Genomic DNA, 22,337 nt, shown 5'->3' with positions numbered 1-22,337 from the left:
CCTGCTACAGGGGCAAACCACGCTGATTTTTATCAAATCCATTTTTCAAGGAGAAATACTGAAATGAGTGTCAGTTGGACCGATGCGGCAATTCTCGGTGTACTTCAGGGGCTGACGGAGTTCCTTCCGGTCTCGTCGAGCGCCCATCTGCGGATCGCGGGTGAACTTCTTCCCTCTGGCGCGGATCCCGGCGCAGCATTTACGGCGATAACCCAGATCGGTACGGAGTTAGCGGTACTGCTCTATTTCTGGTCCGATATCATGAGCATTGCCCAAGCATGGTTGCGGCAGGTGTTCCGGCGTGGTGACTATGACAAGGAGCGCGCCAGAATGGGCTGGCTGATCATCATCGGCTCTTTGCCAATCGTGGTGCTCGGCCTGTTGTTCAAGGATCAGATCGAGCATGGACTTCGAAACCTCTACATCACCGTCGCCATGTTGATCGGTTTTGCTGTCGTGCTTGGCGTTGCAGACAAGATCGGGCGAAAGACAACAACACTTCAACACCTGACATGGCGAGACGGTGTGCTGTTTGGTTTTGCCCAGGCCATGGCGCTCATCCCGGGCGTTTCGCGGTCCGGCGGCACCATCACGGCAGGTCTTCTCATGGGATATACCCGTGAAGCGGCGGCTCGGTATTCCTTCCTTCTTGCCGTTCCAGCGGTTTTCGGATCCGGTTTCTATCAGCTGTTCAAGACAATGGGTGAAGAGACGGCGGTTGCAGCTGGCCCAACGGCATTGGCAACGCTTTTGGCATTTGCCGTTGGCTACGGGGTCATCGTTCTGTTCCTCAAGCTGGTTTCGACGCGCAGCTACATGCCATTCGTCATTTATCGCATCGCTCTTGGAGTGTTCATTGGCGGACTGCTGCTCGCCGGATGGTTAAGCCCGTTATGAGTTCCGGCGTATCATTGCCGTGACCCCAATGATGTTCTGCCGCTTTACTGAGAAGATCAGCGTTCGTTAAAGCGGCAGAAACAGGTCCTCAACAGACCTATCGGAAACAGGGCATGTTGTGTGGCCAGATGTCTATTGTGCCTCGCCAGACAACTCCATCACATGGTCGAGCACTGCTGCGGCATCGTCATGATCCGGGTCAAGCATGTCAGCAACGCGCTCGAGCGCTGCAACAAGCGTCATTTGCTCCCAGTCTTTCAGACGGGAAAAATGTTGCTGGAACTCAGCGTGGACGGCATTTGGTGCTTTTGCCAGGATTTTCTGGCCATCGTCTGTGATCGACAAAAGGGCCTGTCTGCGATCTTTCTCGCCGCGACGACGGTGGATCATGCCGATGGCTTCCAGCTTTTTTAAGAGAGCGGTGGCTGTTGCCTGGGTAATTCCCATGTGAGCCGCAACATAACCCGCCGTCTGCTCACCATGCCCGTCCAGGACCTGCATGAAGATAAGTTGCGACGGCGTCAGGCCGGTTTCTCGCATGAGCTGTTTCGAGTTCAGCTCCGAAGCGCGCAAAATTTTTCGAATTGCTGTGAGTGCCAGCTTGCTACGATCTTCCATCGTGTTTCCCTGTCGATTTACCGCGCTGTAAACTTAGAGGCAATCAAAGGCAAGTGCGATAAGGTCTGCGATTTTAATATGATTAGAATGATGAAATACTATTGGGCGTTGATTTTATAAAACATATTTCATGCAAAGTTTTTATTCTGAAAATAGCTATACTTAACAGCACTTTATTCTCTTATCTTCGGTCAATCCTAGCAATTTGAGGCTTTTTTGTGGTTGATATTTAGTTTGATTAATCTAAATAAATGGCGTGTGATTTACACCAGATATCTAATTTTAGCCATCACACACCCAAACGGCCTGTCGATTACGGGCGCGCGGCACACCGCGCAGAATGGAGCACGCGGCGATGAAATCAGCTGCATGCCGTATCCATTCGACCAAGAAATCAGGAGACGTGTATGACCAAATTTTCCCATAAAGCTGTGACCTTGCTTACGCTGACCGCAACGGCAGCCATGGCGTCCAGTGCGGTGAATGCCGCCACACTTGAAGAGATCAAGAAAAGTGGAACCGTGCGCATCGCAGTCGCCAACGAAATTCCTTACGGTTATGTGGACCCGTCGGGTGAGGCGAAGGGAGCCGGACCGGACGTGGCCAAGGCGATTATGAAGACGCTGGGTGTTGAAAAGATCGAGTGGGTTGCCACCAATTTTTCATCGCTCATTCCTGGCTTGCAGGCCGATCGCTTTGATATGGTAGCAGCAGAAATGGCAATCCTGCCCGACCGTTGCAATCAGGTGCTCTTTTCCGAGCCGAACACCTCTTATGGTGAAGGCCTCCTGGTCGCCACGGGAAATCCCAAGAACATTCATGCTTTCGAAGATTTCGCCAAAAAGGATGGCCTGAAAGTGGCCATCATGGCGGGTGCCGACCAGCTTGAGATGATGCAGAAACTTGGCGTGGATGAAGCAAACCTTGTGACCATCTCGGCCAATGCAGATGCTATCTCGACCGTTTCCACAGGACGTGCAGATGCTTACGCGGCAACAAGCCTGACAGTCGGCAACCTTGCGGAGCAAAGTGATGGCGTCGAGCTGGCAGACAAGTTCACCGACCCGGTCGTTGACGGAGAGGCCGTGCGCAGTTGGGGCGGCTTTACCTTTGCAAAGGGCAATGAGACCCTGCGCGACGCCGTCAACCAGGCACTTGCTGATGTCAAGAAAACGGACGACTGGTCAAAGATGGTCACATCATATGGCTTTACCCAGTCAGATCTGGACGGTTCGCTCAATCGCAGCACGCAGGAACTCTGCTCTCCTTCGAACTAATTCCGTCAATCCTGTGACAACGCCTCGGAAGCTCGGCCTCCGAGGCGAAACAATTCTTTATCGAAGGATCATTCGATGCATTGGACCGAGTATTTCGGACCGCTTCTCGAGGGAGCCTGGGTTACCATTCAGCTGACCGTATATTCAACGGTGCTCGGTGCCATGCTGGCATTTCTGGCCGGGATCGGGAAACTGAGCAACCTTGTCAGTGTTCGATACCTGTCTGTCGCCTATATCGAGATATTTCGCGGCACCTCGCTTCTGGTACAGCTGTTCTGGCTGTATTTCGCCTTGCCACTTGCAGGCATGGCGATAGGGATTGACCTCCGCCTGCCTCCCATCCTTGCCGGTGTTTTGGCCCTTGGCCTGAACATTGGCGCTTACGGCGCGGAAGTTGTGCGAGGCGCTATCGTGGCGGTCCACAAGGACCAGCGTGAGGCTGCGCGAGCACTGAATTTCACACCGCGCCAAACCTTGTGGACGATTGTCATACCGCAAGCCCTGCCTGAGATGATGCCTTCTTTCGGCAATCTTGCGGTGCAGAATCTGAAGGACACAGCGCTGGTATCGCTTATCAGCCTCGGTGACCTGGCGTTTCGCGCGGAACAGATCCGCAATTTTACGCAGGACAGTACGACAATCTACACGATGCTGCTGTTTGCCTATTTCGGCATGGCTCTCGTTCTGACGGCTGTCATGCGCAGCGTGGAACTTTATGTGAGCCGTTGGCGCGCAGGAAGGAGCTGATCCATGCTTTTCGGTTACGAATGGGACCTTTCCAGTCCATCTGCCTTCGCAGCATCCATCCTGCCGATCCTGCTCAATGGCCTCGTCGTCACGATACAGGCGGCTGTGCTCGGTTTCGCCGTTGCGCTGGTGCTTGGACTTGTGTGGGCAATTCTCAAAAATGCACCGTCGCGGTTTATCTCATGGCCGGCCAAGGCCATGACCGAGTTTATCCGCGACACACCTTTGCTGGTGCAGTTGTTTTTTCTCTATTACGTGCTTCCCGAACACGGCATCGTCCTGCCGGCATTCCTGACGGGTGCGCTTGCTTTGGGCATTCAGTACAGTGCTTATACGGCTGAAGTGTATCGCGCTGGCCTGGAAGCCGTCGGACGTGACCAGCGGGAAGCTGCCCGTGCACTTAATCTCAGTTCCAGTCGCACGTTCAGCCACATCGTGTTGCCGCAGGCAGTGCCACGCATCATTCCGGCCATGGGCAACTATCTCGTTTCGATCATGAAGGACGTTCCGGTTCTCTCGGTGGTGACCGTGCTGGAAATGTTGAACGTCGCAAAAATAGTCGGCGACCGCACGTTCGATTACCTCATTCCATTGTCCATGGTCGGCGTCATCTATCTCATCATGACAATCATTGCGTCTGCAGGCGTTCGCCTTGTCGACGCTTCATTACCCACACGAGGAATTCCCCTGAAATGACTGACCCGATCGTGAAGTTCGACAAGGTGGTAAAGCGCTTCGGTGACCTTACTGTTCTCAACAAGCTGGATTTTGAAGTTCGCAGGGGCGAGAAGGTGTCCATTATCGGACCTTCTGGCTCAGGCAAATCAACTGTCCTTCGTATACTCATGACATTGGAAGGCATTGATGAGGGCAGCGTCACCGTGGATGGTGACCCCTTGTGGCATGAACCCAATGCCAGCGGTGAATTGGTACCGGCTGGTGAAGCGCATCTTCGCAAGATGCGAAGCAAACTTGGCATGGTGTTTCAGCATTTTAATCTCTTCCCCCACATGACGGTCCTGCGAAATATTACCGAGGCGCCGGTGCAGGTCCTTGGCTTGTCAAAAGCCGATGCCCGGTTGCGCGGCGAGGAATTGCTGGAACTTGTGGGCCTGTCTGATCAGGCCAACAAATATCCGAGCCAGCTTTCAGGCGGCCAAAAACAGCGGGTGGGTATAGCACGCGCGCTTGCAATGCGGCCCAGCATATTGCTGTTTGACGAGCCCACCTCTGCGCTTGATCCCGAACTGGTCGGCGAGGTTCTGAACGTGATTGGCAAACTTGCCGATGAGCATGATCTCACCATGCTCCTGGTCACGCATGAAATGCGGTTTGCCAGGGAAATTTCCGATCGCGTGTGCTTTTTCGATCGTGGCAGAATACGCGAGGAAGGCGCACCTGAAGATATTTTCACGGACCCCAACGAGGACCGCACCAGAGAATTTCTTCAAGCTGTACTGAACTAGATGTCTCCTCTGTTCAGTCTGCTGTTGGTGAGGCTGTTTTCCCCGTGAGGGGGATGCGCCGTCTGCAAATCGTTCCGTAAATTTTTGAGCAATAATCTGTGAAGCCCAACATGCCTTTGCGTTACATCGCTGCCATTTTCGTTCTTTTTCTCTCTCTGACGCTGCCAGTTGCTCCTTCAGCGGCCCAGGACAGCGGGGCTACCGCGTCAAAACCTGCCAGCAGCGTTGATGATCTGATCCGCATTCTGGAGAATGAAGAAGCGCGCAACGCACTGCTCAGCCGGCTCAAAAGTGAAGTTGCAGCCCAGGCGCAGACTAAGGCTCCGCCGAATGCAAGTGAACCAACGATAGCCCGCCAGATTGCTGAACAGACAAAGGCGACGGCAGAGCATATTGTTGCCGGTGGAGAGGCCGTCTGGGAGGGCGTTGTCGGCATAGCGACGGTTCTGTCCGAACCCGATAGTGTGAATTATCAGGCTCTCAAGGCCTTTTTGTTCAACTTCTTTCTGGTTGGGGCAGCGTTGTTTGCATCGTTCCTCCTGTTGCGTCTGATTTCCCATTTTCTACAACACCGTTTCGCCAATCGCGCCGCCGGTCGGCACTGGTCTTTGCGTGTCCTTCTCATGGCAAGCTCGACGCTCGCCGATGTCATGACTGTCGCGCTGGCGTGGGGTGCGGGTTACATCATAGCGCTGCAGGTGGTTGGACGCGGCGTCGGACGGATGGATATCAACCAGACCCTTCTTCTGAACGCGTTTTTAATGGTGGAATTGCTGAAGGTCGGGATGCGTATGGTGTTGCAGCCTCGTTTCCCTGCCCTTCGCCTGCCACCTGTGTGCGACACGACAGCTGCCTACTGGTATTTCTGGCTGGCGCGGGTCATTTCCCTGGTTGGCTACACGTTTTTATTCGTGGCACCGGTTGTTGCTTCACTTTCCTCTGACACGGCCGCTCAGGTGGTTCGCGTTGTGGTGATGCTGACTGTCCTCCTCATCGCACTGCTTGTCATATTGCAGAACCGCGACCGGGTACGCCAGGCCTTGTCTGCGAGGGCAGCAAGCGGCCGTACCGATTTTCTCGGCCGCAGCGGCGTCTTTCTAGCCGGAATCTGGCATATGCTGGCAATCGTCTATGTCGTATCGGCATTTGTCGTGTGGCTCGTCAATCCGGCCATTGCTTTGCCTTTCATGGTCTCGGCGACACTAAAATCGATCATCGCCTTCATTTTTGGTGGGCTGGTGATCACTTTTGTTGGCCGTTTCGCAAATGCTGGCCTTCGGTTGCCAGATGACGTGCGGCTTCGGCTGCCGATGCTTGAAGGACGACTTCAGGCTTTCGTTCCGCTGATGATGCAGATCGTGCGCACGCTGGTATCGACTGGCGTTGTCATTGCCGTCGCGCAAGCCTGGGGGCTGATTGATTTTATCGGCTGGCTGGCATCGGACACCGGTCAACGCATCACAACTTCGACAATTGCCGCACTGATTATCCTGCTGCTTGGCTTTCTTGCCTATCTGGCCATGTCGTCATGGGTGGAATATCGCCTTAATCCGGAATTTGGCTCCATACCGACAAGCCGTGAAAAGACATTGCTATCGCTGTTCCGCAACGCATTCAGCATTGCGCTTGTCATCCTGGTGGCAATGCTGGCCTTGGCGCAAATTGGCGTGAACATCGCCCCGCTGCTTGCAGGAGCCGGCGTGCTTGGTCTTGCGATTGGTTTTGGTGCTCAGAAACTGGTGCAGGACATCATCACCGGCGTGTTCATTCAACTTGAGAATGTGATGAATGAAGGCGACATCGTCAGCCTTGGCAACGTCACTGGCGCTGTGGAGAAGCTGACAATTCGCTCCGTTTCCATACGCTCACTGGATGGCACACTTCATCTCATTCCATTTTCATCGGTGGATACTGTTTCCAATCTGATGAAGGATTTTGGCTATCACGTTGCGGAAATCCGTGTGGGGCTCAGGGAAGACATTGATGCTGTCAAGAATGCCATGCAGGAGGCCTTTGAGTTGCTGATGCAGACCGAATGGAAAGACAAGGTAATTGACGATCTGGAGATGCACGGCATCACCGCTTTCGGTGACAGTTTCATCACTGTACGTGCCCGCATCAAGACGATTGCAGGCAGTCATTGGGGAACCGGACGTGCCTATAACGAAATGATCAAGCAGGTTTTCGACCGACGCGACATCAAGATCCCCTTCCCCCATCTCGCGATTGCCGGCGATATCACGCGAAAACAGATGTCTTTACCGGATGCGAGCGGCACCTGATAAGGCAAGAACTTGCGTCTCTGGAGGCCAATGCGATTGCGCGCCATGGCGCGCAACGCCAAGCTCGGCCCAAAGGGCGAGGTCGCCGCGAAAGAGGGTGGGCAACCACACTGAAAACAGTCGTGCCGCATCGAGTGCGACTGTTCCTTATGGCGCTCTACGTTGTCCTTTCTGAATGCCGGGAATGCTATCGACGGCAAAAATCGCATCAAAGAAATCTTTAAGCCGCATCAACGGCAATCACTTCGTTCATTCGGAAACGCCCCTTGCCCTCGCGTTTTGCAGCATAGAGTGCGTTGTCAGCTGAAGAAAATATGTCCTTTGGTGCAGCCGCTACGACAATCGGAGCTCCACCAACGGAGGCGCCGACCTCCACCGAGGTCCCCGACAACGCGATGGTAATTTGCATTCGTTCCACGATATTTTTTCCGATCACCTGCAGATCGAGAGTGGATTCATAGGGCACGATGATTGCAAACTCATCGCCGCCAAGACGGGCAACGATCGATGCGGCGGGCACTGTCGATACAAGACGTTCACCAGCCTCTCGCAGACAGCTGTCACCGGCCTGATGCCCAAGTGTGTCGTTGACGGCTTTGAAACCATCGAGATCGACAAGGATCAATCCTTGTAGAGAGGTAGACTGAACACGACAGGCGCTTTCGAGCGCAGCTTCGAACTTTGAGCGCGATGCAAGGCCAGTCAAAGAGTCGAGTTCTGACATGCGGCGTATCTGATCGAACATAATCTTCTCGGCAGTGATGTCCTGTTTCATGCCGAAAATTCGGACCGGCTCACCACGGGTATCCCGTTCGACAATCGCCGTAATCCTGATCCAACGATGGTTGCCCTTTGCGGTAACGATCTCAGCGTCCAGTGTAAATCCATCACCGTTCTTGATCGCGGCACTTCGCACCTCGGTCAGCTTGGCGCGCGATTCTGGACAGTAAAGTGGGACGATCTCGTCACGGTTGAGCGCAGACTGGGGCTCGAGATCGAAGATTTCGTAGACTGTGTCGGTCCACGTCAAGGTTTGATCCGGCAAACTGCATTCCCAAATCCCGACACGCGCGGCCTTGAACGACTTGTCGAACAACTCTTGGAGCCGATTGAATTGTTCCGAAGTCCTGGGTTCCCTTGAAGCCGAGCGTCCAGTCTCTGCACTGGCTGGAGCGGGTCCGCCAACGGACGATGACTGGAACTTTTTATACACCATACAGACCTTCCGGTTGCCAAGCCTCTACCGGCATTCACAGCACATATTAATGTTCGAATGTTGATTTTCGGTTTCCGGGATCGATAGCATGATATCCACCTGAAGCAATCGAGTTACCTCATCGGGCCATGAAGACAGTTCCTGTTGGTCTTGCGATGATGGAGTCTGTTGTACCACCGAGTATCCGCTCCAGCATCTTCGAATGGCTATAGGCGCCCATCACAACAAGATCGACCTGAGCAACCTCGACATATGTGTCCATGGCCTCAACAACGGTCCGCCCGTTGCTTGGGATACACTCCACCTTCTTTACGCTGATACCATGTCTGGAAAGATAGCTCGTCAGTCGGGACATCTGCATATCGAAGTCGCTCGGTGGATCTACCGATACCAACACAACTTCTTTGGCCAACTGCAAGAGCGGAATGCTGCTTCTGACCGCCGCGGTTGTTTCCGGCGCGCTCGACCACGCGATTGCTGCGCGCTCGATTGGGTGAATCCGCCTTCCAGCGGGAATAAGCAAAACTGGCGCATGCGCATGGAAAAGGGCACCGTCCAGCACGGCATTGAGCGTTTTCCTATCGTCGATAATATCGGAACCCACGACAATCAAATCCGTAAAGCGGGCACGATCGCCAACTGAGTTGTCGACACGGAAAGCTTCCGCGAAAACAGTTTCAACGTCACACGAGAGGCGGACCTCTTCGTGCCAGCGCCGAAGGATCTCTTCTTTGCCCAAAAGCTGAGTTCTTTGTCTCTCCCTATCGTCAAGCCACGGTTTCGAAACAGCTTCGACATGGGTGCCGACTGGCGGGAATGCGGCCTCACCGATCAACAGAACATCAAGATGAGCTCCCATAGCCACAATATCCGTAGCCAGTGTCTTTGCCCCATCTTCCGAGATATCGGCGGCACATACCTGCAATACAGATGGAAACATCATAGATCATACTCCTCCAAGACCACGTGAGAGCATCAAGTGGAAAAAGTCTCTGTTCCTTGATCCCTGTCAAATCATTCCAGTCTTGCAAGATAGAAATAGGCGGAAAGGATTTTGGAAGGTGATAGTCTCAGCGACAAAATTCGAAATCACGGGCAGGTGGCGAACAATCTCGTTCGTCGAAGTACATCGTAGCACTGGCAGCACAAGGGATGGGAACATTGCGCCATTACATTAGCAAAACCCATATTGTCCGGTTACTTCCATCGTTGCTACTGGCGTCACCGATCATCGGGCTGACTGCCGCAGCCGCCTTCTATTTTACCGGGCTTGAGAAGCTATACGCGCCAGCGCTTCTTGCAGCAACGTTGCCTGTCTTGTTCACGCTTTTTGTGCAGATAGTGCGAAGTCTTCACAGAGGTGAAATCGGCCTGGACGTGATCGCGCTTTTATCGATGGCGGCCGCTGTCACCTTCGGAGAATATCTTGCCGCATGTGTTGTTGCGCTCATGTATGCAGGCGGTCAGTTTCTGGAGAAGGCAGCGGAAGGCCGGGCAAACAGGGAAATGACAGCTCTGTTGTCACGAGTGCCGCAGCGAGTGACCCGGCGGATTGCTGGTCGGTTGGAAGATGTACCTGCTGAAAGCATCGAGGTGGGCGACACACTCATCGTCCGAAGAGGCGATTTGATACCCGCAGATGGTGTCGTCCTCGAGGGAATGGCATTTATCGACGTCTCCGCGCTGACAGGAGAGCCTCTGCCGGTTACTCGAAACCAGGGGGAAACCGTTCTCAGCGGAGCGAGCAATTCAGGCGACTTGTTCGCCATGACCGCAACCGCAAGAGCCAGTGACAGTACCTATGCTGGGATCGTGCGTCTCGTCGAGGTGGCTCAACGCAGCAAGGCGCCGATGTCTCGCATGGCTGATCGCTATGCACTCGTGTTCCTTGCCGTTACAATCTGTCTCGCCTCCTTTGCCTGGTGGCTTTCGGGCGATGCGATTAGAGCTGTCGCAGTCCTCGTCATCGCCACACCCTGCCCTATGATTCTTGCTGTCCCCATCGCATGGACCGCCGGGCTGTCGCGAGCTGCAAGGACCGGCCTTCTCGTAAAAGGAGCACGCGTTCTCGAGAGCTTCTGCAAGATAAGAACACTCGTAATCGACAAAACCGGAACGATTACCGACGGGACACCGACGCTTCAGACGATCGAGAGTTCTGTCTCAGAGCAACAACTGTTGCAGCTGGCAGCTTCCCTCGACCAAGCCTCAAGCCACGTCGCGGCGAAGGCACTTGTCGACGCGGCACGACGCCGGAACATTGATCTGCTACCGCCCAGCAATGTCTCGGAGCGGCCGGGTGAAGGGATATCCGGCGATGTTGACGGTCGACATGTCGCCATCGGAGGCACAGCCTATATTGGCGACAAGTTGGGCATCATCATTAACGCTGCAGAACGACCCGGAGCAATTGCAGCTGCCGTCGCCGTTGATCGGTCATTCTGGGGCATACTTTATTTTTCCGACAGGTTGAGGGACGGAATTGGTTCCGTCTTGAATGGAATCAAGGCCGCAGGCGTCACCCGCATCATCCTGGCCACCGGAGACAGGGCGGACGTTGCAAACGCCATCGCGGTTGACCTGCCATTTGATGTGGTAGAGGCAGAATTGTCTCCCGCCGATAAAATCGAAATCGTGAACAGGGAAAAGCGCCGACAGCCGGTGCTGATGATCGGTGACGGTGTGAACGACGCTCCGGCACTTGCCGCGGCAGACATTGGTCTGGCAATGGGGGTGCATGGATCCGCGGCGGCGGCCGAAGCTGCGGATGCCGTTTTGCTGGTCGAGAGGCTCGATCGGGTCTTGCAAGGTATCGAGATCGCATATCGCTGCCGTCAGATTGCACTCCAGAGCATTTTTATCGGTAGCGGACTTTCAATCTGCGGCATGGTCGCGGCCGCAGCTGGATACCTGACACCGCTTCAGGGCGCTATCCTCCAGGAAGCAATCGATGTTTTCGCAATCCTGAATGCACTGAGAGCGCTTAGAATTCGGATTTAACAGAGGCCATCTCGAGCAAATGCTGGGTGAACGAAGCGCACCCCTATGATCTTTAGGAGCTGTCCATAATTTGCATCCTGACAAAAGAAGCGATGTCGCGTATTCGTCACCATCAAACCTATTTTAAACATCCCGCTGATTGAGATATCCAAATGACGATCGCCATCCGTCCTGCAACACGCGCTGACGCGGCAACCCTGCTAAGTTTCATCCGTGAACTGGCCATTTATGAAAAAGCCGAACATGAGGTGGCAGCAACGGTCGAGACGATTGCTGAATCGATCTTCGGTCCGGAATCTGTAACGCGTGCCCTGATCTGTGAAAACGACGGGAAAGCGATTGGCATGGCGATATGGTTCTTCAACTATTCCACATGGCAGGCCAGAAACGGGCTTTACCTCGAAGACCTCTACGTCACACCAAACGCACGCGGACTTGGTGCGGGCAAGGCTCTGCTGAAACATTTGGCAAAGATAGCGATTGAGAACGGCTGCGGCCGCTTTGAATGGAGCGTGCTTGACTGGAACGAGCCGGCAATCAACGTCTATAATGCCATCAGCGCCGAACCGCAAAGTGAATGGCTGCGGTATCGGCTGGCTGGTGACGCGCTGAAGGATTTCGCCGCGGCGTAATGGTTGACCCGTGGCAGAAGCACATCGTGAAAGGTGTGTTTTAGGGCTCCACCCGGGTTTGCAAGACGGCCTCTCAACAGAAATTCACAGAGGACACAAATCGCGACCTCCAAATCCTGTCTATCCCAGTTGCAAGGGCTTCGGGCGGCGTAATCTTTGCTGCAGGAAACTGGCCGTTCTGTATTTCACGCCTGCAGGGCGTTCAGGATCTGCAAAATCAGATTCTGCGAAGACTTCATCAGCCACTGTCAGCTCTCGAACAGGCACCTTCATCAGACCTCTTCCAATTGACCGGCTGAATGTGTCGACTGTTCTCAGCAAGGAACCGGTCGTCTTGACGGCGTCCGTTATCTGTTCCACTGCACAACCAAGATGCTCGGCGAGCAGTGTGTCCCTTACTCTAGATATCTTGCCTCGCGTCGATTGGTCATGTGCCTCGATGGTGATGTCACATTCGGTGTCGAAACCCATCGAACGATTGTTGAGATTGGCCGATCCCAGTTTCAAAACATCGTCATCTGCGACCATGATCTTTGCGTGCACATAAATGGGGGAACGACTTTCGTTGACCGGATACAATATTCGGAAACGATCAAATCGATCAGCGTCCTCGACCAGCCTGATCAATCGCACGCGTGCGGAGTCCATGGTTTTTGCTTCGAGCCAACCGCCAGCCCCTTCAGGGTTGATGACCAGAACTTCCGGACCATCGACTTCTTTGAGACGCGCGGCAATCGCCTCTGCTATGCGTCTGGAAGCAAAATATTGGCTTTCAATATACAGGTATTTTCGGGCTGACCCGATCATTGCAAGCTTGATCGTCTCGATTTCGCTAACCTGTTGCCGATCTTCATATTGAGGAGCCGTCCTAGCAATGCCGATAGCCACATTCTCAAATTCCACATCTAGGCCATCCGGCCAGATCTGATCGTCGCGTTCTGTCTTGCGAATGGTCTGGCCGGTTGCATAGCGCCACCGCGTGCGCGCCAGCTCGCCCAGGGCCACGGCCGCAGGTCCTGAAATACAGGTTGTGGCATCGTGCCATGGACCTTGCGCAAACCCCATTGGCGATCGGCGCCTTGGCTCATTTTCCCGGTGATCACTGGTGTCCCAACGGCCGACCGTCATGTCGATACCACCACAGAATGCAAGCTGGTCATCAATGACAAGGAGTTTCATGTGATGTGCAGACATTGCTGGATGGGCGCCGTCCAGCTTCAAATGGATCTGTTTTGAGAACATCCATTTCAACACGTAGAAAGGTGTTTCACCACGCGCCAACGAATTGACGACGCCAAGGTCCCACTTCAATATCCTGATTTGAAGGTCAGGATTTCGTGCTGCCAGCCAATCGAGCAAAGGACCGACCCTGACAGGCGCATCATCGTTCTGATCGTCATGGACAAGCCCGATCCTCGTATCGAAATCCCAGCCTATCAACATGATACTGTGCTTTGCCTTGAGCATGGCACTGCGCGCATGTCTGAAAAACTTGTCTGCGTCGATAATCACCGAAGCATTGTCTGCCTTGTGTGTCTGCCAACATGTTTGTCCGGCAACCAAAATCGACACGTTTCAATCTCCCCTCAACCCGAAATACATGCTCATCAGTGCAGTCGAGGAATGCCTTGACACAATGTACCACTTGAGTGGTTCTCAGGTGTTATTCCCTACGCGCGCGATGTGAACGTTGCGATGACCGATTGGTTCCAGCCGCCAACAGGCTGGATGTGTTTCGTCTTTCCTCTCCAAGGTCGCATCAACATTTGGTGGAACGAAACCTTTCTTGGGTCGTTGCCCTTGGTACCAAGGAGGCCACAATGAAAAAAATCATCATCCCAGTTCTGGCAGTATTATCGCTTAGTGCTTGTTCGAACACCGAACGCGGAGCAACAATTGGTGCTGCAGGTGGCGCTGTTATTGGCGGCGCGGCGACTGGCAACCTGAGAGGCGCTGCGGTTGGCGCCGCAGTTGGCGGCGTATCTGGTGCCCTGATCGGCAACGTCGCGGATCGACCCGGCCAGTGCTACTATCGTGACCGATACGGCAACCGGTATATCGACCGCTGCTAACCATTGCTTCAGATGAAATTCCCGCAACGACCCAGAATAATCTGGGTCGTTGCGGCGATCTTTTCAGCCACCAGCCCATACGCTGCAATTGAGAGTGCACGAGAAATCTTGGTGATTATTTTGCCGAACTTCGCATAAGCTTGCCGAGTGATGCGGGAACATGATCTGTGTACGCTCTTGCGCAATCTGCGAACATTCAAAAAAACAGGCTGAAGCACATCCTCCGAAATATACAATGCTATCGTCCGCACAGAGCTTTCTCTGGCGCGTATCAGCGAATGCCAGCCTGCAACGAAATCAATAGTCGCACAGCAAAGCGGCCATTATTCTAGAGAACACCCCACGCCCGAAACCTCCCCCTGCCGGTCATCTCGCGCAGGCCAAGCTCGGAAACAATCCGTCGAGCCGCCTGCGGTGTGACGTCGAGAGTGTTGGCAATCATGCCGGCAGACACCAGTGGCTTTGCCATGACCAGTTCAATCAGCTCTGGCAGTTTGGATGAGGTACGGCGCCCCAACAATTTGCGTTCCATCATCTGACGCGCCAGCGCCAGCCGGTCATGTTCCTTCAAACCAATCTCGGCTGTCGCGACAAATGCCTCAGTTATTGCCAGCAGCCGGACTTCGCGGCTGCGATGGCGACGACGATCAACGGGGATGGTTTTCAGGCCGGTATTGATGGCGGCGAGGTGATTTTGCGTGGTGATACCGGCCTGGCGCAGCAGCGATGCGGACAGCAACCGACCCAACCACGGAGCATGCTGCAACACATCAAGGCTGTTCCAGGCATCGAGGACAACAATTGCCTGGAACATCGGGGGCAAGTCTCTTGCCTGCCTCAGCACTACGCGCCATTCATCCAACCGGGCATCTTCATCCCAGTCAAGATCGTAGACCAGCGGATCCCTGTCCTGCTTGTTTTTGACAGCGCCGGGTCGCATGGCGTTCTCGATGGCTGCCTCGGAGCGCGCAAGCAGGGCATCGATCTCCGCGAATTCCTGTGAGGGCTGATCTGCATCACTGTCATCAAATGCCCCCTGCCCTGCTGCCATCCAATCATCAAGTGCAGTGTCGTTGGTTGCAGCAGGACCCGCATCGCCCAAAGATGTTGCTGGTGACGCCTGTCCGGACCACACGCCATCTTGCCGCAGGCTTCGGATGCCTTCAACAGACAGCGCCCAGTCGGGCGGTTGAACAACAATGCGTCGACGGGTTTTCATTACATCGCGGGCAATGGTCAGTTCATGGGTTGGCGCACGGACGTCGCGGGTGGCATCGTGCAACACAAGATCTTCAAGGTGCACCAGTTCACCGTCGATCCACAGAGATGCGCAGGCATCGGAAAAATTCTGGCGCTCACACCAGCCTTCACCGACGGTTGAGCGGGCAATACGCTCATCGAGACGGACAAGCGCTGCTGTAGCGTCGCTGATTGGCCGTAGCAGGGTGGAGACTGGTAATTTGGTGAGATCGTAAGCCATTGAATTTATGGTAAATGATTTATTAAACGAATGCTATCTTCATTTTATCATTCGTCAGTTCCTATCATCGAGAGTCGGGATTTTTACCATCGATAACTACTATTTATCGTTAATTATCGATTTGAAGCAGAAAATTAGTCATTTCGTCCAATGGGATAGCCATTTGAGGCACATGGAGAACCCATAACCGTGATTGAGCAGGGTGCTGGAAACGCTGAGACGGACTTCAGTACGCGCTGGCCTGCTACAATCATTTTTACATCCGTGTTTGCCGGAACATCATACGGCAAAGATAGAACATCGATGAAACGATTTCTTCTGATGTGGCGGACACCACGAAATGGGTCACCGCTTCATCTCACATGAACACGTGCAAGTTACGACAATCCATTGGAAATGGAAGTGGCACCTTATTGGTATCGACCAACAACAAAAACCGCGACTGGGCCCTAGTTCTTGTCATCGGCGCCTTTTGCGCCACGGTACGATTTTCTGCCAATCACCGGCCATGATGGGACCGTAAGGGACCAACTTATCAACCCCTTCGACCAAACGATAGCGGTCAGCCTGTGCCCGGGCGCTCGCGGCCGATTTGTAGGCATTCAGCAATTCGGACATATCCGTGAAGCCCGAGAAGAGCCGCATGTCCAGCCCTGCCGTTTTCGTTGCCATGATATCGGTGATGTTGTTGGGGCGAAGGCGTCAACTGTCAGCACCGGCCAAATGTCGGGTTTCACCAACAGCCAGGTTTCTTCATGGCCCGTGTTGAACTGATCCACAACACCCATTCTGATTGACTGGCCGAGGGCGCATAAAGAATGTCGAGACCATCTCTCCCGCAACGGCGGTGCGCCAGCACATCTTCAATCTGCGTGACCCCATGGATTTTTCCGAGGTCTATACCAGCCTCAGAGATTTCGTCCCGCCACTATAATTTCGATCCGGATAGCAACGATCATCTGGTCAACCTCACCGCAGGCATCCATGTTGCCCAGATTTTCTAGGTCCTGCTGACGGAAGCCCGGACGATGACCAGACCGCTGCTTCAGCTTTCACCATCGCAAGACCCGGAACTTGGAAAGAACGTTCCCTTCACTCACCGCATCATTGATTTCGATCTTTCCCGATACGACGGGAAAAACACCAAACGCTTCGCGTGAGAACGACATAAGGCGGCATCTTTCCTCAAATCCGGCGGCTCGACCCGGAACCCCGCCTTCAACCGAATGATCGATGAAATTGGCCGTGCAGCTTCCGGCCTCCCCACAGCTTTGCCACACCCACACCATAGTCACGGCTATCGGGCAGGCGCTATTCGCCAATTCGCGGTTGAAGAAAGAAGCAGTAACGACGCAGATCGAATTGCCAAATACCTGGCTCGCTTTGGTCTGAGATTCGAGGACGTGCGATGAGCAAACCAGGCAAAGACGAAACAGCTGTTGAGCGGCGTGCCGATGAGCTGAACCGATCCCAATTGTCCTACCCATTAAACGTCGTGACGAACTCGCCGAGCTGTTGACGGATCAGGATGTCGAAATGCTTCGCCATCTCGTCAATGAAGGCATGGGTGAAAATACACTGCGCGCCCTCGCCTCAGACCTCAGTTATCTCCAGGCATGGTCACTGGCCGCAACCGGTGACTCACTTATCTGGCCAGCGCCCCAAGCGCTGTTGTTGATGTTCGTAGCCCATCCTCTGTGGGATCCGACGCGCAGAGAAACCGACCCCACTCACCGCATGCCGCACGCCGTGGAAGACAGCCTTCTCAATCAGGGTCTCCACCGCACGACTGGACTGAACGCGCCTGACACGGTTCCTCGCCGACTGGCGAGTTGGTCAAGCCTCACCAAGTGGTGAACCCAAAACGGAGCGTCCTTCTCCCCTGCCCTCGAGTCAACCATCTGGTTGGCCGTCGCCGTTACCTCAAGATGGCGCAAACGCAAGAGCGCCGAAAGCCGTAACAGTTGATATCTTTACGCAGATGATTGCCACCTGCTGTGCAAGCGGTTTTCGTGATATCCAAGATCAGGCCGTTCTGATGTTGGCATTTGCCTCGGACGGTCGGCGCCACAGCGAAGTCGCAAGCTTGCGCGTGGAACACTTGACCGTAGAACAACCCATTGATGTTGCGGCTGGCCCTGCCCTCTCTTGCGATCCATCTCGGGCGCACCAAAACATCATGCAGCGATCATGACAGATCGTTTATCTGTGCGGAAACCGGTTGACGCGCTGAATGCGTAGAAGGCGATAACAGGCATTTCTGCCGGCAGCATATTTCGGAAAATCGACCGTTGGGGCAATGTTTCCAAATGGCCGATCGACCCGAAATCGATCAATGATATCGTCAAACAGCGGGCCAAACTTGCAGGCTTGGATCCGGCAGAGTTTTCTGCCCATAGATCACGCTCCGGTTATCTCACCGAAGCCGCCAATCCCGGCATAGCCCTGCCCGAGGCCTTGCAACAATCGCGCCATCAGCCCGTGCAGTCGCCATCCAATTAATACAACAATTCGGTCCGCCGTAGCGGTCGGGCCGCGTACATAGTCGACGAACAGAAACGGCAGGCATTGCTGCCTGCCGTTTTCATTTACCGTGTACCAGCGGGCAATATTTCCCACTTCCACACATGGCTTGGTTGGTAATAGGTTTTGGCAAATTGCTGGACCTGCTCAGCAGTTACCTTGCCAAAAGCCTCCAAGCTGTAACGGAGAAAATCCAGCTGTTTTGGTTCCGTTTGTGCGTTCTGCAACCCCCGCACCCAGAAATCATTGCTCTGCTGCTGGTGTTTAAGCGCCTCGATTGCCGGCTCACGCGCGCGAGAAAGCTCATCTGCAGATACCGGATTTGCCCTTAAATCCTCAGTTACCTTGTCAAAAAGCGTATAAAACCGCCCGACTTTTTCTGGCATTGTTTCCAGATAAAAATATGCAAACCCGTATCCGGGCAGATTGCGGGACAGTTCAGCGTCGCCCTGCAGACCATAGGTCGCGCCCTCAGCTATTCTGAACTGATCAATCAACCGGTTTTGGAGGATTTGTGCGGAAATGCTTGCGATGAAATTGCGCGGAATGTCTGAAAACAGATCACCAATCGGCATGCCGACAACAATCGCGGCGGTGTCATCCCTGCCCGTGTGTGTTGAGATTACCGGCTTTTCCGTCGGTTTTGGAAACTGAACGACATCCTGGTCCTGCTTTGGCGCAACGTCTGGCCGCTGTGGAAGTGCACCAAAAGTACCGGCCACCAGGCGAACGACATCGTCCACCTCCACGTCACCTGCGACAACCAGCTCAATCGGACCCTTGGAAATCAGTGATCCGAACAGGTTCGAAAAATCATCTGGTGTCGTTGCTACCAATTGTTCCCGGTTTGGGAAGCTCCAACGCGTATCACCGGAATGCACCAAACCGGCAAAATCACGCCCCAGCACGCCACCAGCTGTCGCGCTATATTGGTCGAAACCACTGAGATAAGCTTGCTGAACGCGCTTGAACACTTCGGGACGGTAGGCAGGGTCCGATGTATAGGCAGCCATCAACTGTAACTGCGTTTCGAGATCTTCGGTCCGCGTGCGACCATCAAATCTCACCGAGCTATCACCAACCGAGAAATCGATACCGTAGATTTTCGCGGCGAGCGCCTTTTGAATCTCCTCGAAATTCATCGCCTTTGTTCCTGACAGCACGACAGCTGGAGATGACCAAAGCGGCAGATAGGTGTCTTTCGGCATATCCAGCCTGCCGTGACCGATGTGCTCACGCACAAGAACTTCGTTGGCGCGAAGCTTGGTAGGTTTCACGGTAAGGCGAACGCCATTGGCGAAACGAACCATCGTCAGCCCCAGATCATCAACAGCACTGCGTTCCACCACGGCACCCGGCTCGCCAAACGACGTGTATGGCCAGACAACGTCTTTGGCGCTGGCAAGTGCGGAAACACCAACTGCCCGTGATGTCTCGTAGGCCTCACGAACAGCCTGATCACCACCCTCAGGTGCCTGAGCGGTTTGCAACAAGACCTGCGGACCATTGCCGGAAAATGCCTCGCGAAGTGCCGCGTTGACCCCGTCCACTGTCACTTTGCTGACAATTGTTTCAAACAAAGCCAGGTCATCCTGAGGCGAGGTGAAAACCTCATCACTGTCAACGCTGCCAGCCAGCATGGACGCCAGAGCCGTTGAGGTTCTCGTTGCAGATCCAGCCGCTTCCGCTTGCAAGGAAGAGCGATATTCAACAATTTCGCGCTGGATTTCCGCGTCTGTCGCACCGAATTCTGCGATACGGCGTTGCTCCTGATCAATCGCAGAAAGTGCTGCTTGCCATTTATCCGGTTCGGAGCTGGCAGCAACCATGGAAAGGCGGGCCGATTTCAGGAGATCCTGAGTACCGGCACTGGCGCTGATAAAAGGTGCATCGGCCTTGGTGGCAATCGAACTGAGGCGACGTTGAAGAACCATGAAACCAAGCCCCTCAATCAGTCCCTTGCGGCGCGTTTCAATTGTGTCGTGGGAATCGTCAAACGGACGTGTCCAGGCAATCTGCACCCGGGTCATGTTTCCAGGCACTGCAATCACACCGAAAGTTTCGTCCTTGGACTTCAGATTGCCAGGGTTGGGCGAGGGCGGATTTGGACCATCGGCTTTCCAATCGCCAAAACGCTGACGGATTTCAGCCTCCAAAGTGGCCGGATCGACATCGCCCACCACGATCAGCGTTGCGCGGTCCGGGCGATAATTGGCCCTGTAATAATCGCGCAGAAGATCAACCGGCGCATTGCTGATCACCTCCGGCTTGCCGATCGGGGTGCGTTTGGTCACGCGCTGTCCTTCAAGCAGCGAGCTGAGGACTTCTGTTCCGGCCCGATATTGCGGCGTGTCACGCAAACGCTCTTCTGCGAGAATAACGCCACGCTCGCGGTCGAATGCTTCTGCATCCAGCGTAAGTTCACTTGCCGTTTCGCGCATCAATTTCAAGCCGGTGGAAATCGTATCTGCATCGACCTGTGGAAGATCAAGCGAGTATACGGTTTCGGTATAGGACGTATGGGCATTGGTATCCGGTCCAAAAGCCAGGCCCTTGCGTTGCAGCATCCGCACCATCTCGTCTTCCGGAACGTTGGTCGATCCCTTGAACGCCATGTGCTCAAGAAAATGGGCGAGGCCCTGCTGGTTGTCCGCCTCCTCGAGCGAACCGGACCCAATGCGGAAACGGATCGCGGCCTGATTTGGCGGCGTCGAATTGCGCTTGATGGCAAATCGCATTCCGTTTTCCAGCACACCAAAATGGACATCCGGGTCGGCGGAGAGATCGCTTTGGTTTTGCGGCCATGATGTCCTCACGGTCTCTGCCACAGCAGCATGTGTCAGCCCCAGGCAGACAATCATTGCAGCAAGGGAGGAAAGGGCTTTACGGGCTGAATACTCTATATATTTGAAAAACATCAGTGTTCCGGATGCGTTGTGTCAACTGGAAGGGGAATATCTCAAAGGGTTGATGCCACTTCAAGGCACATATCTACAAATGACCAAGCCGTGAAGAGTGTGTGTAAAACAGGTCTAGCGCAAATGGTGGCTATAAAACGGCGCTCAAAGCACGTGTGAATTTTGCCTTCTGCCACACCGCTCCAAGCTGATGCCTCCGGAAAAAAACATCAAAAGCCATATCACCGGCATCCGTCAAACAGATGGGTTTGTGACGCCAAGCCCAAATCCCATATCGATCAAGCGGAACGCGGCAGCCGGCCAAAATGGCGACTGCCGCTATTGTCCATCACTCAGCGATTATAAACGGCCGTGATCTTGGCGCTTCCGATGGCGTTTGCATTGATCATGAAGCCGGTCAGCGCATTGCTTGGATTTTCTGGCAGGTCGAGCTTTTCGACGGCAAGCGCATGAACCGTGAAGACGTAACGATGAACCTCGCCAGCGGGCGGGCAGGCGCCGCCGAAACCTACAACCCCGTAGTCGTTGGCAATTTCAACAGAACCTTCTGGCATCTTTTTTTCGCCACTGGCATTCAGTTGAAGTGAGGTGACGGAGGAGGGAACATTGACGACATTCCAATGCCACCAGCCTGAACCGGTCGGCGCATCCGGGTCATAGGCGGTAATCGCAAAACTCTTTGTGCCGGCTGGCGCATTGGACCAGGACAATGCAGGTGACTGGTTATCGCCGTCGCAGCCAAAACCTTTGAAGACAAATGTAGGGGCAAGCTGGGCACCTTCAGCAATTGATGTGCTGGAGAGTTTGAAATCCTCGGCATGGGCTGACATCGCCACGACTGCGGTGAAGAACAGAGAGGTGAGGGTGGTCTTCATCAACATGAGTTTTGGTCCTTTCTGGGCGGTTGATCATGTTGTGGTGATAGACCCTGGTTTGATGTTCCGCTTCCGGATGCCAATCATATTGTATCGGGAAACGATCATTCCTCGACAGAGCGGATCAGCTTGGGTGGTATTCCAAACCGTTTTCTAAAAGCATCCGAAAAATGAGACGGCGTTTTGAAACCGCAATCAAGCGCAATCCGGGATATGGGGACATCTGTCGTCTGCAGCATGGTCAAACCTCTTTCCAATCGCGTGCTCGACAATATCTGCGAGAAGCCGGCGCCTGACTTGGTGAGCCACCGACGGAAGGTCGCTTCGCTCATCG

At 54.1% G+C, this 22,337-nt stretch carries 18 protein-coding genes and 2 pseudogenes; 12 read left to right on the top strand and 8 right to left on the bottom strand.

Annotated features, from left to right (window positions below; translation table 11 throughout):
• The first annotated feature begins 63 nt into the window (after positions 1-63).
• Positions 64-897: an undecaprenyl-diphosphate phosphatase gene (locus RT613_RS05860; protein WP_313613705.1), complete on the top strand. Its 834-nt coding sequence runs from the start codon at positions 64-66 to the stop codon at positions 895-897.
• 132 nt (positions 898-1,029) lie between these two features.
• On the opposite strand, the gene RT613_RS05855 is transcribed toward RT613_RS05860, so the two are convergent.
• Positions 1,030-1,515: a MarR family transcriptional regulator gene (locus RT613_RS05855; RefSeq protein ID WP_313613703.1), complete on the bottom strand. Its 486-nt coding sequence runs from the start codon at positions 1,513-1,515 to the stop codon at positions 1,030-1,032.
• A 407-nt stretch (positions 1,516-1,922) separates the two neighbouring features.
• Between RT613_RS05855 and ehuB the strand changes: the two genes are divergently transcribed.
• From ehuB to RT613_RS05830, 5 genes are all read left to right on the top strand, one after another.
• Positions 1,923-2,792, top strand: a complete 870-nt coding sequence (gene ehuB / locus RT613_RS05850; protein WP_313613701.1) for an ectoine/hydroxyectoine ABC transporter substrate-binding protein EhuB — start codon at positions 1,923-1,925, stop codon at positions 2,790-2,792.
• 75 nt (positions 2,793-2,867) lie between these two features.
• Entirely contained in the window at positions 2,868-3,539 is a 672-nt protein-coding gene (gene ehuC / locus RT613_RS05845; protein WP_313613699.1) for an ectoine/hydroxyectoine ABC transporter permease subunit EhuC, read from the top strand.
• Positions 3,540-3,542: 3 nt separating this feature from the next.
• Positions 3,543-4,235: an ectoine/hydroxyectoine ABC transporter permease subunit EhuD gene (gene ehuD / locus RT613_RS05840; protein ID WP_313613697.1), complete on the top strand. Its 693-nt coding sequence runs from the start codon at positions 3,543-3,545 to the stop codon at positions 4,233-4,235.
• Positions 4,232-5,005: an ectoine/hydroxyectoine ABC transporter ATP-binding protein EhuA gene (ehuA, locus tag RT613_RS05835; protein ID WP_313613695.1), complete on the top strand. Its 774-nt coding sequence runs from the start codon at positions 4,232-4,234 to the stop codon at positions 5,003-5,005. The genes ehuD and ehuA overlap by 4 nt, the downstream gene beginning before the upstream one ends.
• Positions 5,006-5,115: 110 nt before the next feature.
• Positions 5,116-7,287: a mechanosensitive ion channel domain-containing protein gene (locus tag RT613_RS05830; protein ID WP_313613693.1), complete on the top strand. Its 2,172-nt coding sequence runs from the start codon at positions 5,116-5,118 to the stop codon at positions 7,285-7,287.
• A 220-nt stretch (positions 7,288-7,507) separates the two neighbouring features.
• On the opposite strand, the gene RT613_RS05825 is transcribed toward RT613_RS05830, so the two are convergent.
• On the bottom strand, positions 7,508-8,317 hold the full coding sequence (locus tag RT613_RS05825; RefSeq protein ID WP_313613691.1) for a sensor domain-containing diguanylate cyclase: 810 nt from the start codon (positions 8,315-8,317) through the stop codon (positions 7,508-7,510).
• Positions 8,318-8,621: 304 nt separating this feature from the next.
• Positions 8,622-9,446, bottom strand: a complete 825-nt coding sequence (locus tag RT613_RS05820) for a universal stress protein (RefSeq protein ID WP_313613690.1) — start codon at positions 9,444-9,446, stop codon at positions 8,622-8,624.
• A gap of 209 nt (positions 9,447-9,655) precedes the next feature.
• Between RT613_RS05820 and RT613_RS05815 the strand changes: the two genes are divergently transcribed.
• On the top strand, positions 9,656-11,503 hold the full coding sequence (locus RT613_RS05815; RefSeq protein ID WP_313613688.1) for a heavy metal translocating P-type ATPase: 1,848 nt from the start codon (positions 9,656-9,658) through the stop codon (positions 11,501-11,503).
• A gap of 152 nt (positions 11,504-11,655) precedes the next feature.
• Positions 11,656-12,135 (top strand): GNAT family N-acetyltransferase, encoded by a 480-nt coding sequence (locus RT613_RS05810; RefSeq protein WP_313613686.1) that lies wholly within the window; start codon positions 11,656-11,658, stop codon positions 12,133-12,135.
• 120 nt (positions 12,136-12,255) lie between these two features.
• Here the strand turns inward: RT613_RS05810 and RT613_RS05805 are convergent, their stop codons facing one another.
• The gene (locus RT613_RS05805; protein WP_313613685.1) at positions 12,256-13,707 is read right to left on the bottom strand and encodes a phospholipase D-like domain-containing protein; all 1,452 of its coding nucleotides are present in this window, start codon (positions 13,705-13,707) and stop codon (positions 12,256-12,258) included.
• A gap of 248 nt (positions 13,708-13,955) precedes the next feature.
• Between RT613_RS05805 and RT613_RS05800 the strand changes: the two genes are divergently transcribed.
• Positions 13,956-14,207, top strand: coding sequence for a glycine zipper domain-containing protein (locus tag RT613_RS05800; protein ID WP_313613684.1), 252 nt, complete (start codon positions 13,956-13,958; stop codon positions 14,205-14,207).
• Positions 14,208-14,535: 328 nt separating this feature from the next.
• Here the strand turns inward: RT613_RS05800 and RT613_RS05795 are convergent, their stop codons facing one another.
• The gene (locus tag RT613_RS05795; RefSeq protein ID WP_313613683.1) at positions 14,536-15,687 is read right to left on the bottom strand and encodes an RHE_PE00001 family protein; all 1,152 of its coding nucleotides are present in this window, start codon (positions 15,685-15,687) and stop codon (positions 14,536-14,538) included.
• 847 nt (positions 15,688-16,534) lie between these two features.
• Here RT613_RS05795 and RT613_RS05790 point away from each other — a divergent pair.
• The 3 genes and pseudogenes from RT613_RS05790 (at position 16,535) to RT613_RS05780 (ending at position 18,189) form a co-directional block, all read left to right on the top strand.
• Positions 16,535-16,621 (top strand): hypothetical protein, encoded by an 87-nt coding sequence (locus RT613_RS05790; protein ID WP_313613810.1) that lies wholly within the window; start codon positions 16,535-16,537, stop codon positions 16,619-16,621.
• A pseudogene (locus tag RT613_RS05785) lies at positions 16,587-16,847 on the top strand (RNA repair transcriptional activator RtcR family protein). Before RT613_RS05790 ends, RT613_RS05785 begins: the two are co-directional and overlap by 35 nt.
• 248 nt (positions 16,848-17,095) lie before the next feature.
• Positions 17,096-18,189 (top strand): annotated as a pseudogene (locus tag RT613_RS05780) (integrase).
• A gap of 86 nt (positions 18,190-18,275) precedes the next feature.
• Here RT613_RS05780 and RT613_RS05775 read toward each other — a convergent pair.
• The 3 genes from RT613_RS05775 to RT613_RS05765 form a co-directional block, all read right to left on the bottom strand.
• A complete protein-coding gene (locus RT613_RS05775) occupies positions 18,276-21,128 on the bottom strand; it encodes a M16 family metallopeptidase (protein ID WP_409558775.1) in 2,853 nt (950 codons plus the stop codon).
• Positions 21,129-21,460: 332 nt separating this feature from the next.
• Positions 21,461-22,009, bottom strand: a complete 549-nt coding sequence (locus RT613_RS05770; RefSeq protein WP_313613681.1) for a YbhB/YbcL family Raf kinase inhibitor-like protein — start codon at positions 22,007-22,009, stop codon at positions 21,461-21,463.
• Between the two features lie 98 nt (positions 22,010-22,107).
• A partial coding sequence (locus tag RT613_RS05765) for a helix-turn-helix transcriptional regulator (RefSeq protein ID WP_313613679.1) occupies positions 22,108-22,337 on the bottom strand: 230 nt, incomplete at its 5' end.

It is taken from the genome of Agrobacterium sp. (genome assembly GCF_032092815.1).
In the GTDB taxonomy this organism is placed as follows: domain Bacteria; phylum Pseudomonadota; class Alphaproteobacteria; order Rhizobiales; family Rhizobiaceae; genus Agrobacterium.
The sequence above is the reverse complement of the archived record's forward strand: the minus strand, read 5'-3'. Positions and strand labels throughout refer to the sequence as shown.